Origin of the sequence: Rhodanobacter sp. Root561, from assembly GCF_001427365.1 — a bacterium.
Classification (GTDB): Bacteria; Pseudomonadota; Gammaproteobacteria; order Xanthomonadales; family Rhodanobacteraceae; genus Rhodanobacter.
This window is the reverse complement of the sequence record NZ_LMGH01000001.1, coordinates 314078-328306: the sequence shown is the minus strand read 5'-3', so window position 1 is coordinate 328306 and position 14229 is coordinate 314078. Positions and strand designations below refer to the sequence as shown.

The window sequence follows — 14229 nt, the reverse complement described above, 5'->3', positions numbered from 1 at the left end:
GTGGCGTGGTCGCCTGACGACCACGCCACCTGCGAACGACCTGCTCCGCCTCATCCGATGGCGGCCCAGGTCAGTGGGAAACGCCGTCCCCGGACTGGGCAGCGGGCGTCGATGCGGTTCCGGCCACAGGTGCGCCGTCGGCCGGAACATCCGCGGCGGACGTCGGCAGGATCAGCTCGGGATTGTCCTGCTGCGCTTCCAGCTGGCGGATGTTCTGTTGCACAGTGGTGAGCTGGTTGCTGGTGGCGCGAAGATCGCTGCTGAGCGATACCGCCTGCTGCCTGGCCTGCTGCTGCAACGCCGCCACTTGCTGGGCCTGCTGCTGCCTGCGCGCCGCGTCCTGACGCAGCGTCGACAGGCGCTGCTCGTTCAGTGCGACCATCTGCTCGGCGTATTTCTTGCCGGCCTGCAGGCGCAGGGCGTCGATGTCGACCTGGGCCAGCTTTTCGGTCTGGGCGGCAAAGGTCCGGTAGATGCTGTCGGCATCCTTCTCCGAATCGGTGCGTATGACGCGCCAGAAGGCCTTGTCGTGGAACAGCGCAACGAAATAGGTCAGCTTGTCCGCCTGGAACAACAGACTGGCGCCATAGGTGCCGTTGTAGGTGGTGCGCAGCTCGGTGAGCTGATGGCTGTCCATCAGTTCGCGCAGGTAGCTCACCGTGCTGCCCGCAGCATCCCCCTGCGCGGCGGTGACGTCGCTGGTGTGCGCCTGCGGTGGCTGCGCAGCCTGCACCCCGCCCGAGAGCGCGATGAGGGCAAGCGTGACCAGCGGCATGCGAAGGCCACGCGCAACCGCGCTGCGAATCATTGAGTTCATCCCCTCATCCTTCGTGTTGGCGTATCAGTGATTTGCCGATGCCGGCCCGACAAGCCCGCATACCGGAATCCATGCAGTCTAAATGCAGCTCTCGACCGGTCAAGGGCCGTCGTCGTGGACGAATGTTCATCTCAAAACACCAGTTGCACGCCGTGCTGGCAGTCGAGGTCACGCAGGTTGACCCGGGCGGTGCCGATCTCGATGCCAAGCGTTTGCAACAGCGGGCCGACCAGGGCAGTGTCCAGCGCATCGAACAACGGCGACAGCACCGGCTGCAGCACCGTGGTCAGCCCCGACAGCAGTTGGCCGAGGTTGATGCCGAGCGGGACGCCCAGCAAGGTGTCGTCGGTCTTCAGGTTGGTCGAGCCAAGCAGGCTGGTGATCACGGCCCCCAATTGTGGAGCTTGTGTTGCCGAGGGCGGCGGCCACGTCATGCCCGGCTGACCGGCCACCGGGGTGGCCGGGTCGACGGCGAAGGTGTGCGCATACGGTGCCACGGTGACCAGCGAAACGCTGGACGACAGGTTCAGCGTGGCCACCGGCACGCCCAGGAGATTGACATTCACCAGTGGCGCCGTCTTGAGTCCGGCAACGATCGCTGCCCAGCTTTCGTTCCTGTTGATGACGGGATCGTCCGTCGGCGCACCCACAAGCGCATTCAGCACACCCGGTGAGGTGGTGATCGTCACGTTGTCGGTGCTTCCGCCGGCCCCGTTCGACACGCCACAATCGAGTGCCGTGATGGTCGCCTCGGCAGGTGCGACCTCCAGGTAGAGCGGCACCTGGGTCAACGACTCGTTCCCGCCAAGCGCGGTGTCAAGCGCAGAGACCTTCAGGCCAAGGCGGACCTGGGCCGTGCGTGCGGTGGCGCCCACGCCGCCGACGCCGATCTGCGGCGGTTCGATCACGCTCAGCGTCAGCGTCACGTTCGCCACGCCCGGGACGTCGATGCTGGCAGCCGGCAGCGCCACCGCGTTCCTGCCATCGGCGGCGAGCAGCACGGCATTGAGCACGTCCAGCGCGTTGGCCTCGGCATCCAACGCGGCATCGGGATCGTCGGTATCCGCATGGACGTCGAGAATGTCGCCCAGGCTCACCGGGACATTGCCCAGCTGGGCTTCGATGACCGCAATCTGCTGCTGGACGAAACCGAGATCGACATTGGCCGCGTCCGGCCCCTGGCTCAACACCTGCACGTAGGCGTCCAGAAACTGGCTAATGGTCACCTGGGTCGCCAGCACTCCATCGACCGTGCCCACATCCGGCGCCAGCAGGTCCTTCAGCCCAAGCAGCGAGACGCGCGCGTTGGCTATGCCGTTATAGCTGAGCAGTTGCAGGCCCAGCGAGGTACCCAGCGAACTTCCGAGCAGGCTCTGCAATGCCGCGTTCGTATTGAGGTCGAGCAGACTGGAACCCACCGAGAAGACCGCTATGGGCGGCCCACGCTTCGCCGCGACGGCCGTCGCGGCCACGCCGGAATAATGGGCAAAGCCCAGGAACGGAACCAGCGACCTGCGCGCTTCCACGCGGGTGGCGTTGACCGGTTGCGTGGTACTCGCCGCGCCAAAGTGCTGTTCGCCGGGCAGCGTCGGGTCCCAGTGACCGCAGGTGGCCACCACCGAACCGGCGAAGCCGTTGTCCGCAAGCGCATTGCCCGAGGCAGCCGCGTTGCCACTGTTGTCGGCGCTGCAGGTGTCGAGCCTTTGCGCACCGGCAAGCGCGGCGAGGTCGGCGACCTTTTGCGTATCGCGACGCGCCCAGTACAGATAGCCGACCTCGATCAGCCCCAGCATGCTGACCAGGCCCAGGAGGAGGAACAGCATGGTCACAGCCATCGAGCCGCGCTGAAAGCGAGCGACTCGCCCGCCGGCGCGCAACCGCCCGGCACCGACCCCGCCACGTCTTTCGACGGCCGCACGCATCAGCGGCTACTTCCCTTCATCGCCGTGTTTGCCGATGGTTGCCTCGTAGAACTCGGGAATGTCATGGTTGAAGCTGCGCCGATAGCGCCGGTAGGCGAGGGTTGCCTCATCGCCGAGCATGGGCAGGGATTGGCCGGGCCGACGGGCGTCCACCTGCATCTGCAACAAGCTGCGAGTGACATCGCCGATCTCGTTGGCGGGCTGCCCGGCCAGCCCCGTTTCGTCACCCGTCGTGGCCACCGGGTCATCCGCACCGACCACGGTCGGAGTGACCGGCGGCTGATGGTCCGATACCTGGCGCAGCGGTCCAGCCGCGGAAGCCTGCGGCGCGGGTTGCACAGGCGTCGATGGATCTCCGCCCATCATCTGCCCGGTCAACGGGCGCTGCTGGGCACAGGCCGCGCTGGTCACCAACAGCAGCAACGACATCATCCAGCCTGCCTGCATCGCGTTCATTCGCGCCTTCATGGATTCACCTCGTTTGGCGTGGACGCTGCGCCGAACCGCTCCAGCATGGAATCGGGCACACCGATGATCTGGTTGGAATCAGGCAAGCCTGAAGGGACCGCCGTGCGGCGGTCGGTCGTCCGTGGTGCCGCAACCTTCGCCGAAGAGGCGACGTCATGGCGCCGTGCGGGTATCTCCGCGGCAAGCCGCATGATCTGCTCGCGCGCGGGCTGTGGCAGGTCGGCCTGTTGCATCGTGTCGTCGGCACGCGCCGCTTCGCCATTGAGCAGCATCCACAGCACCAGGTTGGAGATCGCCTTGACGCTTTCCGGCGCCAGTTCCGCCGCCTTGGCGAGTGGTTCGCGTGCCTGCACCAGCTGCCCCGTGCGCAGACGTTCGAAGCCGAGGTCACCGAGATAACCGGGATTGACCGGATCCAGTTGCACGGCGCGCGACAATGCGTGCTCGGCCAGGTCGCTTCGGTCTTCGCTGGCCGCAATCAAACCGAGACCATGCCAGGCAGACGCTGCCTGATCGGTATCGAGCAGCTTCTGATAGACGGCTCGCGCCGCATCCGTCTGCCCGGTGGAGCGAAGCGCATCGCCTTGCAACTGCCGCAGTGCGGGCGGATTGCCGTAGCGCTGCCGAAAAGCCTCGATGTTGGCCAGCGAGGCGTAATAGGAGCCCTGCTTCTGCATTTGGCGGATCAGGTCCAGGTACATGCCGCTGCTGCTCTTGCCCGGTTTCGGCGCAGGACCGATGTCCGGCTGGAGATGGTTGATGTAGCCGCTGCGGGGCGCGCATGCCGCGAGCAGGCAGGCGCCGCCCAGTACAGCTGCAACAGCCAGCCGCCGGATCGCGGAACGGGACAACGGAAAGCGATACGCGTTCGTCATGCTTTTCATCCTTTCAGCCTGACCATTGTCTCGATCAGCGAGATCGCCGCTGGCCCCGCCAGCACCAGCATCAGTGCCGGCAGCAGGGTGAGCATCATCACCACCGTCATCTTCACCGAGAGCTTGCCCACCTTCTCCTTCATCTTCATCTTGCGTTGCTCGCGCAGGCGTTCGGCAAATTGGCGCAGCGGTTCCTGCACGGCGCCGCCATGCTGGTGCACCTGCAGGATGATCTGCACCAGGCTTTTCAGATCCTCGTTGTCGAAGGACTCGGCCAGACGATGCAACGACTGATCGCGCGAGCGCCCGTGCATGTAGTTGATGTTCGCATCGCGGATCTCGCGGCCGAGTATCGGCAGCACGGGATGAAAGCGCTCGGCCAGCATCTGCAGGCTCTGGTCCATGCTGAAGCCGATGCCCTGCAGCAGCCGCAGCAAGTCGATCAGCAGTGGCAGCTCGTTCTCGACGCGCCGGCGCAGCTCCGATGCCCAACTGCTCAGCAGGAATTTCGGCAACAACACGCCGATGGCCAGTGCGGCCAGCAAGGCGGTGACGGCCTTGACGCCGGTTGGCCGCATCCAGATGGCCACCAGCACGGGCAGCAGCAAGGCCATCACCAGTCGCAGGCCCAGGAACAGCGCACGCCCGGATACCGTATTGCGATTGGCCTGATCCAGCAGCAGGCGATCTTCGGCGGTGAGCAGCGCCTTGCCCAGCTGACGGTTCTCGAAATGGCGGCCGACCGACTCCAGCCACTGCACAACTGCGCCCCACCAGTTCCTGACTGACGTGGCGTGTGGACCGTCCTCCACCATCCGTCGCTGCACGCGCGCCAATGCCCGGTCGATCGCGTGTGCCTGCTGCTCTTCTTCCCTCACACGCTGGATCAGACTCACGCCGAGCAAGGCGATTCCCAGTGCCAGAGCAAATACCGCTGATGCGATGAACCATCCTGCCGTCATCACCCGTCCTCCCTCTTCGTCACAGCGATCTGGCCAGTCGATACAACAGGAAGCCTCCGAGCAATTCCAGCGCCAGCGCGGCAAGCAGAATCCGGTGTCCCAGGGCATGGCTGAACATCGGACCGAAAAAGGCCGGGTTGAGCAGGGTCATGAGGACCGACACGATCACCGGCAGCAGGCCCAGTACCCACGCGGACATGCGCGTCTCGGCGGTGATTGCGTGCAGTTCCTGCTGGGCATGTGCCAGATCGCGCATGAAGTCGCTCATTCGTTGCAGGATGTGATCCGCGCGTCCGCCCATACGTACCGCGGTACCCAGCACGACATGCAACAGGTCCATGGCTTCCAGCCGATAGGGCCGCGCCGCCAACTGCAGTGCGTAGTCCAGTTCCTGACCGGATCGCACCGAAAGCATGGTGCGATCGAGCACGGCACGCAGCGGCATCTGCACCGAAAGGGCGGCCGTCTGGAACGCCATCGGCAGGCTGTTGCCGATGCTGGCCAGACGCACCATCGCGTCGAGGAAGTCAGGCAATTGCCGGATCAGCTGCTTGCGCTGCTTGTCGATGCGCGAGCGCAGCCACAGCCATGCCAGCACCAGGTACACGACGAGCAGCACCGGGACGGCCCATGCGGTACCCAGGCGCCACGCGCCCAGTGCCACCAGCACCACCGCGGGCACCCCCAGAAATACCGGCATCGTCCAGCCGACCGGCAAACCGGCCCGTAGACATAACGGGTCGGTGACCAGACCCTCCCGAGGCGCTGTCCTGGCAACGGTGACGGGACTGACCGACGACGGCGCCGTTCCGGTCAGCGCCTTCTCGATCGCCGCAAAACTCTTCCGCTGCTGCTGGCGCAACGGACTGCCCCACCACAACTCGATCGCCCCGGCCAACAGCAACGAGATGGCACTGAACAACACCAGCATCAACGCGACGTTCATCGCGGCCACCCCTCCTGGCGCTGGGATTCCATCACGGCGTCCTGCAGGAACTGGCGGAACGGCTCCAGCTTGCGCGTGTTGGGATGGAAGCCGAGTCCCGGCCAGCGATCCTGTTCCTTGCCGTCGCTGCCGACACGGGTTTCGTGGCGATACATCTCCTGGGTGGTGATGATCTTGTCGCTCACCCCGGTCACTTCGGTGACCGAGGTGATCACGCGGCGTCCGCTGCTCAGTCGGGCGATCTGGACGACGAAATCGATGGCGCTGGCGATCTGGCGGCGCAGACTGTCCTCGCTGCCCTGGAAGCCGGCAAAGCCCACCAGCATCTCCAGCCGGTACAACGCGTCGCGCGGCGAGTTGGCATGGACGGTGGACATCGATCCGTCATGACCGGTGTTCATTGCCTGGAGCATTTCCAGCACCTCGGCGCCGCGCACCTCGCCGACCACGATGCGGTCGGGGCGCATGCGCAGGCTGTTGCGGACCAGTTCGCGGATGCCGACGGCGCCGCCGCCGTCGAAGCCACCGAGCCGGCTTTCCAGGCGCACCACATGAGGATGACTCAGCGACAGTTCCGCGGTGTCCTCGATGGTGATCACGCGTTCCGCATCGGGGATGAAACTGGCCAGCGCGTTCAGCAGCGAGGTCTTGCCCGAACTGGTGCCGCCGGAGATCAGGATGTTGCAGCGACTTGCCACCGCGGCCTGCAGCAGGGCATGGATCGAGCGATCGAAGGTGCCGTTGCCGACCAGTTGCTCCGGCGTGAACGGATCCTGCCGGAACTTGCGGATCGACACGGTGGGGCCGGTCACCGACAGCGGCTCGATGATGGCGTTCAGTCGCCCGCCATTGGCCAGGCGTGCGTCGACCATCGGATTGGCTTCGTCCAGCCGCCGACCGAGCGGCGCCAGTATCCGCCGCACGATGCGCACGACATGCCGGTTGTCGCTGAAGCGGACGGGTTCGCGCTGCAGGATGCCGTGCCGCGAGGCATATACGTTCTCATAGCCATTGACGAGGATGTCCTCGACCTCGCCATCGGCGAGCAGGTCGTCCAGCGGCCCGAACCCGGTGACCTCCTTCACCAGCGCGACCGCCACCTTGTGCATTTCCGACTCGTTGACCGGTATCCGCCATTCCTGCACGAAGGTGGCCGTCTCGATGCTCACGTATTTTGCTGCCGTCTCGTGCGACCACGAAGCGACGTCGAGGTGCTGGTCCTCGATCCGGTTGAGCAGAAACTCGTGCGCCGCCGAAAGGACGTCGTGAAACTGCTGCGTCTGTTCGAACGGTGTTACCTGGTCGTCCATCGGAAACCTCCCAGATGGGGCAATAGCCGTTTCCAGCCGGTCAAAGCCGGCGTACCGGCAGAACCCACCTGCATCTTTTCGAGCAGGGGTCGCAGTGCGCGCACATATGGATCCCGCGAAGCGACCTGATGCAGCAGCTGGCCGCGGTTGGTACAGCCGCGCAGGGCGCGGGTGCGCTCCGGCAAGGTGGCCAGCAGAGGCAACTTGAACCGGTCGGCCAGTTGCGTGGCGCTGGCTCCCTCGTACTCGCCGTAGCGGTTGATGATCAGCGACAGTCGGCCATCGCGCAGCCCGAGCCGCTCCAGTTCGCGCAAGGTGGCGTCCAGCGATACCAGCGACCCAATGCCCTGGTCGGCCACCAGCCAGATCTGCCCGGCACTGCGCAGCAGCGGCAACGGTGCCGCGCCGACAGGCAGGCCACCGAGATCGCAGAGCAGCAGGCCGAAGTGATCACGCAAGCGGTCGATCAGCATCCCGGCTTCGGTATCCACAGCCTGTGTTCCGCTGGCTTCCGCCGCCTGTGAAAGCAGCGCCAGGCCACTCGAATGATGCGCAAGCGCGGTCCGGATCAGGATGGGGTCAATCCGCCTCGCGCTGCGCAAGGCGTCGTCGTAGTGAAAATCGCCATCCACGCCGAGGTAGAGCGCGACATCGCCGAAAGGACGACCAAGGTCGAGCAGCAATACCTGGCTTGACGCTTCACCGACCTCCGACTTTGCCGGCTCCGGCCCGGAGGCCATCGCCAGCGCCCCCAGGTGAGCTACCAGGGTGCTGGTGCCGACGCCGGGCCTGACGCCAAGCACCACCACAACCTGTCCCGGCGCCCGCACCGGGATGGTCCGCGTGCGGGCCATGCGGGCCAGCTCGGCCTGACTCTGCACGCGCGCGAGCAGATGGCGCAGCTCTTCATCCGTGGCATCCAGGTCCAGGAAGTCGCGCACGCCGGCACGCAGTGCCGCCAGCACGCCCGTGGCGCGATCCATGCCTGTGGAACCCACGCCGACCAGCGGCAAATCCGGCGCGTGCACGATCAATCGACGCGCCAGCGTTGATGATTCCTCGGCCGCGTCCAGCGAATAGTCCAGCAACACCAGACCTGACGAAGTTGCGGGTGGCAACTCGTCGGTCAGCGCGGATGGCCCACGGTCTATCCAGTGAACGGTGGCGAAATTCCGCAGCCTGGCGGAAAGGCGCTGCGCGCGCTTTTGATCCGGCGAGTAGAACTGCAGATCCACTCCGGGCTCCGGCTTTCCGAGAAGTGACGACGAGGCGGATACGTGCATGTCCATGGCCTGCGGTCAGCGTGAGAAGCCCGGCAATTGATCCGCACCGGCAGGATTGAGCAGGAAGGAACCCCATACCGGCAGGTTGCGCCGGACTTCCCGCTGGCCCGGCAGCGGCAGGTGGGTCCCTGGCGCGAAGGGCTTGATGATGTGCGGCGTGACGATGATCACCAGCTCCTTGTCCTGGCGGCTGTAGCTGACGTCACGGAAGAACGCGCCGAGTATCGGTATGTCGCCCAGCAACGGAATCTTGTTGACCTTGCTCATGACCTGCTGGCTCACCAGGCCGCCGATCACGAACGTCTCGCCGTCGCCCAGTTCCACGGTGGTGTCGGCACGACGCGTGCTGATCGCCGGTACCGATACGCCGTTGAACACCACCGCGTTGGCGTAGTCCAGCTCGCTCGCCTCCGGCGCCACCTTCAGGGCAATCCGGCCGGGGGAAAGTACCGTCGGCGTCACGGTGAGACCGATGCCAAACGACTTGAATACGATGGTGGTGGCGCCCAGACCCTGCGGTTCGGGGATCGGCAACTCGCCGCCGGCAAGAAAGCTCGCGCTCTGACCCGACAGCGCCACCAGGGTGGGCTCGGCCAGCACCCGGGCGAGCCCGTCGCTCTTGAGCAGGTCAAGGCTGGCATTCCACTGTCCGGTAGCCGAGTGGGCAACCAGGCTGAACGCAGAGGAGAGCACTCCGCCAGATGAGGTATTCGAGCTGCTGCTCGGACCGCTTATCCCATAGCTGAAACCATTGTTGATGTTCTGGAAGTTCAGCCCGAACTGGTTCAGCGTCGTCTTGTCGAACTCGACCACCTTCACATCGACCTGCACCACCCCGCCACTGGCGATGGTCGAGGTATCGACCACGTCGCCTTTGGCACCCACGGCGATGCCGGCCGCGTCGATCGCCCGCTGATGATCGAGCATGTCCGGGGCACTGCCCTGCAACATCGCAGCGCCATCGTGCACGGTGAGCCCGACGCCAGCACCATCCTGCAGCTGTGCCTGCAGGGCGCTGCGTACACGCACCAGCAGACGCTGCGGTTCGGGCTGGCCGCGGTGCCAGAGCAGCAAGGTGGTCTGGCCGGGCTGCTTGCCGATCAGCAGTGCCTCATGCCGTCCCTTCAGCATCATGAGGTCGGCCACGGCGGGATCGGCGATGGCCACCCGCTCCAGATCGGCCGGCAGATGCCACGGTCGCTGTTCATGGGTCTGCAAGTCCATCCCGGCCGCCGCTGCAGCCGCGTTCGATGACACCTGCCAGGACAATGCCAGCACCAGGCCCGCCACCATCCACGGTCGTGCCGAGCCTGCGGCTCGCGAAAGGAAAGTCATGCACAGCCTCGGCGTCTTCATGGGAGATCCTTCCGTGTGTCCCGTGCGGGTTCGCTCGCATAACCACGGATGATTTCGAGGCCCGTTGGTCGTTCGTGACGGTAGGGCCGCGAGCGCGCCCCCGAAACGGTCAGACCAGCCAGCCCCGGGCCGTTGATGCCCGCGTAGGCGCGGTTTTCCGGCTGACCAAGCGCCTGATGCTGGTCGGCGTCAAGATCGGGACGCGCGGCAAGCACGCCACCCGGTTGTTCGAAGAGTTGGCGATCCGCCTGACTGTCGTCACCGGCCGGCCGCAATGCCAGCGCAAGCCTGCCGTTCTGCACGCCGAGCAGCAAACGGTCTGCATCCTCGAGCGGCACGGCGAGTACCGCGGTGCGGGGCGCCGCCGGCGGGCCTTCCCGCCTCGACAGGGAGACCTGCTTTTCAGCACGGCCTGCGCCCTTGCTGTCGTCACCAGCGGCAGCGTCGCTCGCGACGACCCGCGGGTGCGGAAGATTCTGATCACCGTACGCCAGCACGCGCAGGTGCGACAGCAACAACCGGGTCTGCGTTCCGTCGACGATTTGCTTCCCGAGGCTGGTCACCGGCGGCGGCTTGAGACTCAGGAACACATCCACGTAGTCGCCGGGCAGCACGCGGTTTCCAACGCCGGCCTGCTCGTCCACCGGCACGGCCAGCGCACGCTCACCCGGCTTCAGGAGCTTGGCCATTCCCTGGACAAGGAATGTGTCCGTCACCGTCATGCCGGCGGGAATGTCGATGCGCGGAACACTTCCTGCCAGCTCTGCGACGTCGGCGAAACTGCCCGAGGGTCGCTGCATCTGCTTCACCACGCGCAGTTCCTCGCGATGGATGATCACGCCCTCCTTCAACGTCTCCGCCGCGACCACCACATCGAACCCCTGCTGCGAAGCCGCGGTCGTCATGGCAGGCCGGGGCGCCGAAGTGTTGACCGAAGGCTGTCTTGACGCGCGGCGACCGAGGCCGAACGCCACGATGGCCAGCACGATCGCGATCGCAACCAGAGCCAGGGCAGCAACGCGGGTGATCCTTTGCATCGAATGCCTCCTGATGGCCGTGACGGATATTCAGCTGCCCACGCTGTCGAGGTGCACGACGGCGGAACTGGTTATGGTCTTGCCCAGCACCCAGCCATAGACGGTGACCGTGCCGGGAATGAGCGGGTGGGCGTCGTAATCGAAGCTGGTGACCACCTGCACGCACTGGGCGCCACCGGCGGGGCAACTGATGGCCGTGATGGCGATGGGCGACGTATTCCCCGGCGTGCTGCAATCGGGAGTCTCGCCGGAAAAGGCCAGCAGCCACTGCATGGACTCCTTCGCCGCCAGACACGCCGACACCTCGCGTTCGGCGATCGAACCATGGACGCCGAAGCGCAGAGCCGCGCGCGCCCCTTCGGAGGCTGCCAGTGTCAGCGACTGCTTCGCTGCGAAGATCAGTACGCCCGACACCGTCAACAGCAGCAACGGAAGCACACCCAGAAGAAAGATGAGTGCAAACTCCACCGCCATCGCGCCGCGCTGCCGCGACTTCCGGCCGTGGCGGCAAGCCAGGGCCCTGGTCGGCGCACGGGGGCGGAAGGGAGCTCCCTGGCAGGTCATCCGGATCACCAGTGCACGACGTTGGGCGCGTACAGCGTGAACAGGGCGCCGATCGCCATGTAAGCCGCATAGGGAATTCCCTTGCGCCCCTGGCGAGCCGTCATCACTCGTTGCCAGAGTCGCGATTCGCGCGACATCGTCTGCACCATCGCGACCGGTCCCGACGCCAGGGGGGTCTTCTGCCGCGCCACCGTGATGACGATGGCATGCATACCGCCGAGCAGACTCGCAATGATCCATATCGGCAGCAACGCCTCACCGCCGAGCAGGAAGCCGAGCGTCGCGAAGAATTTCACGTCACCCGCCCCCATCCAACCAACGATGTAGAAAGGCAGCAACGCACCCAGTCCGATCAGCAAACCCGCCAGCGACGGCCAAGGCGGACCAGCCGTACCTCGTGCCCACGACCACAACAGCCAGCCGCCGGCCGACAGCAACGCCAGCAGCAGCCAGGCATTGCGTACCCGGTGTGCGTACAGATCGCTGAAGATGGTCAGCCCGCACAGCATGACGATCAGTGCTTGCAGAGGTTCGGACATCTACGGACTCCTGATCCCTGGTCCGGGAGACAACGGATGGTGGTTAGCTGCAAGCGACACGCAACTTGGTCGTGCCTCGTCACCATCCGCGGCCTCACGGGAGTTGCCGCGCGAAGAGAACCTACGCCGTGGCGGAATCCACCGCCGCGCTGAGTGCCGTCATGATCTTGGTGAATACCCCGGAGATGCCCGGTCCGAACACGGAAACCAGCAGGGTGGCAATGAGCGCCGCAAGAATCCCGTATTCCAATGCCGTGATGCCGTCCTCTTCGCGCAGAAACTCTCTGACCGATACGTTCATGACTGATCCCTCATGGAGCACCAGGCTCCTCACGTTGCCAACGATCCCGGATGATGCCCACTCGGTGACACACCGTCCGGGTTGCCCGAGAGCCTCGACGAAAGTCGCCACGGCCCTGAATCGCGTGATCGAGGACTCCGCTCCCGCGCCTGCATGCGGTGCTCGGGTTCTGGAGGGTGGCGTGAGCGCGATTGATCTGCGCGAATCGGGCGGCGAGTCGGATCGTCTGGCCGGAGATGGTGTCGATCACGTCAGGACGTGACCGCGAGCCTTGCCTGCCAATCCGATCCTTCGCGACGACGAGCCCCCTTTGACCCGATGTCGAATTCCTGCGAACAACGACCTCGGATTTGATTCTTTCGTCATTGCCGTTCGTGAGGTGCACAAAAACGGCATCTGCTGAAAGCCTTGCCGAAAACGTGCAATCCCCGGAAACAGCAACGGATGGAAGAACCCGACAACGAGTCGTCGACATGGACCGGCGATTTCTGCGGTGCGCGGAAAAGCGATAAAACCGGCCAGGACGCCCCGGCTTCGCCCGCCGCCCGGTCGAGGCGGATTCCGCTGCTAGATGAGCTCCAGCAGAAGCGCCTTGGCGACCGCCTGCGTCTTGTTGACGGCATTGAGCTTCGCCAGACTGCTGGAGATATGAAACGTCACGGTCCGTCCGGAAATGCCGAGAATGGACCCCACTTCGTCGGCGGTCTTACCCGCCGCGGTCCAGCGCAGAACTTCACGTTCGCGCAGGGTAAGTTCCTGCTCCAGCGGCTGCGGCCCACCCGGCCCCGCTGCACTGATCAGGCCATGTACCAGATGGGATAGCCACACCAGTTTCATTTCCGTGAGAGCCAGCTCGGACTCGGTCACTGGTTGCTGAGACCGGGCCAGGGAAAGCATGCCAGCCGTGCCGTGCATGCCTTGCGTGCTCAACGCCCAACCGTGCCGTATGCCATGGGCGCGGGCTTCCTCCCAGAAACCTCGCTGTCCAGGCAGGCTTTCGTCACTCCAGACAACCGGCGAAGGATCGCGCGCCACCCGCTGCAGCAGCGGGTCAATCTCGAGATAGTCATGCGAGAAGTAGTGGTCCAGCCAACGCCTGGGGTAGGTGCTCGACCAGCTGACCTGGGGGCTTCCAATCGGAAAGGGAATGCGCATGACATAGGAGCAGTATTCGAATCCGAGCTGCCCGACAATGACCGCAAGCTCTTGAACGACGTCACCGACGGAGCCCGTCGTTGACGTCAATCGGGCCAGACAATCTTCACGCCACCCTTTCACTGCTGTGACTCCTGTCAATCTGCAGAATCTGACAGCTGGCTTCCGCGGTTTGGTATGGATAGGTTATGCATGGCTGCCCGACTTGAAGAGGAAGCGCCATGATCTCCGTCCCTCCTCTCCAGGGGATGTCCCTGTCCAGATCCTTCGATGGCTATATACGCATTACTTTCGATGCCTTTTCAAGTCTGGACTTTCCCCAGCGGCTTATATGGGAGGATCCGGCGCTGTGTGAGGAGCTTGTCCAGGACGACATCCCCGCATTCAACGCAGGTTATTGCGAATGGGCGACGGAAGAGTTGCCGGACCAAGTCAGCGTAGGCTGGGCATGGTTCCGCTCGGAAGACGGACATACCTTGCTGGCACCCGGAGGCATAAACACGAACGTCATGCTGGTGGCCGCGGGCTTCCATGATCTGGGTTTCCACAAGACCCACGAGTTGCTGCAATCATGGTTGACTGGCGAACAGTGGCAACCGGAGGCGACTGCCTGGAACGGCGGCCGCCCATGGCCTCGAATGACTTGACCGGGCCAGGTCGATTGAGCCTGCCTGATCGGGGCGATCAGGCAGGC

The 14229-nt window shown here is 64.8% G+C and carries 15 protein-coding genes; 1 reads left to right on the top strand and 14 read right to left on the bottom strand.

Going from position 1 to position 14229, the window contains the following annotated elements:
* Window positions 1–70: 70 nt before the first annotated feature.
* The 14 genes from ASD55_RS01345 to ASD55_RS01280 all read right to left on the bottom strand — a co-directional run bounded on the left by ASD55_RS01345 (window position 71) and on the right by ASD55_RS01280 (window position 13658).
* The gene (locus tag ASD55_RS01345) at window positions 71–817 is read right to left on the bottom strand and encodes a DUF2968 domain-containing protein (RefSeq protein WP_235577694.1); all 747 of its coding nucleotides are present in this window, start codon (window positions 815–817) and stop codon (window positions 71–73) included.
* A 131-nt stretch (window positions 818–948) separates the two neighbouring features.
* The gene (locus ASD55_RS01340; protein WP_056763170.1) at window positions 949–2652 is read right to left on the bottom strand and encodes a TadG family pilus assembly protein; all 1704 of its coding nucleotides are present in this window, start codon (window positions 2650–2652) and stop codon (window positions 949–951) included.
* Between the two features lie 93 nt (window positions 2653–2745).
* A complete protein-coding gene (locus tag ASD55_RS01335) occupies window positions 2746–3195 on the bottom strand; it encodes a DUF3613 domain-containing protein (RefSeq protein ID WP_056763168.1) in 450 nt (149 codons plus the stop codon).
* A gap of 8 nt (window positions 3196–3203) precedes the next feature.
* Entirely contained in the window at window positions 3204–4082 is an 879-nt protein-coding gene (locus ASD55_RS01330) for a hypothetical protein (RefSeq protein ID WP_082542658.1), read from the bottom strand.
* A gap of 5 nt (window positions 4083–4087) precedes the next feature.
* A complete protein-coding gene (locus tag ASD55_RS01325; RefSeq protein WP_056717637.1) occupies window positions 4088–5044 on the bottom strand; it encodes a type II secretion system F family protein in 957 nt (318 codons plus the stop codon).
* Between the two features lie 19 nt (window positions 5045–5063).
* Entirely contained in the window at window positions 5064–5990 is a 927-nt protein-coding gene (locus ASD55_RS01320; RefSeq protein WP_056764405.1) for a type II secretion system F family protein, read from the bottom strand.
* A complete protein-coding gene (locus tag ASD55_RS01315) occupies window positions 5987–7300 on the bottom strand; it encodes a CpaF family protein (RefSeq protein ID WP_056717638.1) in 1314 nt (437 codons plus the stop codon). The genes ASD55_RS01320 and ASD55_RS01315 overlap by 4 nt, the downstream gene beginning before the upstream one ends.
* A complete protein-coding gene (locus ASD55_RS01310; RefSeq protein WP_082542610.1) occupies window positions 7285–8535 on the bottom strand; it encodes a hypothetical protein in 1251 nt (416 codons plus the stop codon). Before ASD55_RS01310 ends, ASD55_RS01315 begins: the two co-directional genes overlap by 16 nt.
* A gap of 63 nt (window positions 8536–8598) precedes the next feature.
* Complete coding sequence (locus ASD55_RS01305; RefSeq protein WP_235577725.1) at window positions 8599–9807, bottom strand: type II and III secretion system protein family protein; 1209 nt, start codon at window positions 9805–9807, stop codon at window positions 8599–8601.
* Window positions 9808–9935: 128 nt separating this feature from the next.
* Window positions 9936–10976 carry a Flp pilus assembly protein CpaB gene (cpaB, locus tag ASD55_RS01300; protein WP_056763161.1) on the bottom strand — a complete coding sequence of 347 codons (1041 nt, stop codon included), beginning with the start codon at window positions 10974–10976 and terminating at the stop codon, window positions 9936–9938.
* 30 nt (window positions 10977–11006) lie between these two features.
* Window positions 11007–11450, bottom strand: coding sequence for a TadE/TadG family type IV pilus assembly protein (locus tag ASD55_RS01295; protein WP_056717642.1), 444 nt, complete (start codon window positions 11448–11450; stop codon window positions 11007–11009).
* A 95-nt stretch (window positions 11451–11545) separates the two neighbouring features.
* Window positions 11546–12079 carry a prepilin peptidase gene (locus tag ASD55_RS01290; RefSeq protein WP_082542608.1) on the bottom strand — a complete coding sequence of 178 codons (534 nt, stop codon included), beginning with the start codon at window positions 12077–12079 and terminating at the stop codon, window positions 11546–11548.
* Between the two features lie 121 nt (window positions 12080–12200).
* A complete protein-coding gene (locus ASD55_RS01285) occupies window positions 12201–12380 on the bottom strand; it encodes a Flp family type IVb pilin (protein WP_056717685.1) in 180 nt (59 codons plus the stop codon).
* 567 nt (window positions 12381–12947) lie between these two features.
* On the bottom strand, window positions 12948–13658 hold the full coding sequence (locus ASD55_RS01280) for an autoinducer binding domain-containing protein (protein WP_157598734.1): 711 nt from the start codon (window positions 13656–13658) through the stop codon (window positions 12948–12950).
* A gap of 98 nt (window positions 13659–13756) precedes the next feature.
* On the opposite strand from ASD55_RS01280, the gene ASD55_RS01275 reads away from it, so the two are divergent.
* A complete protein-coding gene (locus ASD55_RS01275) occupies window positions 13757–14182 on the top strand; it encodes a DUF4902 domain-containing protein (protein ID WP_056763158.1) in 426 nt (141 codons plus the stop codon).
* Window positions 14183–14229: the final 47 nt, after the last annotated feature.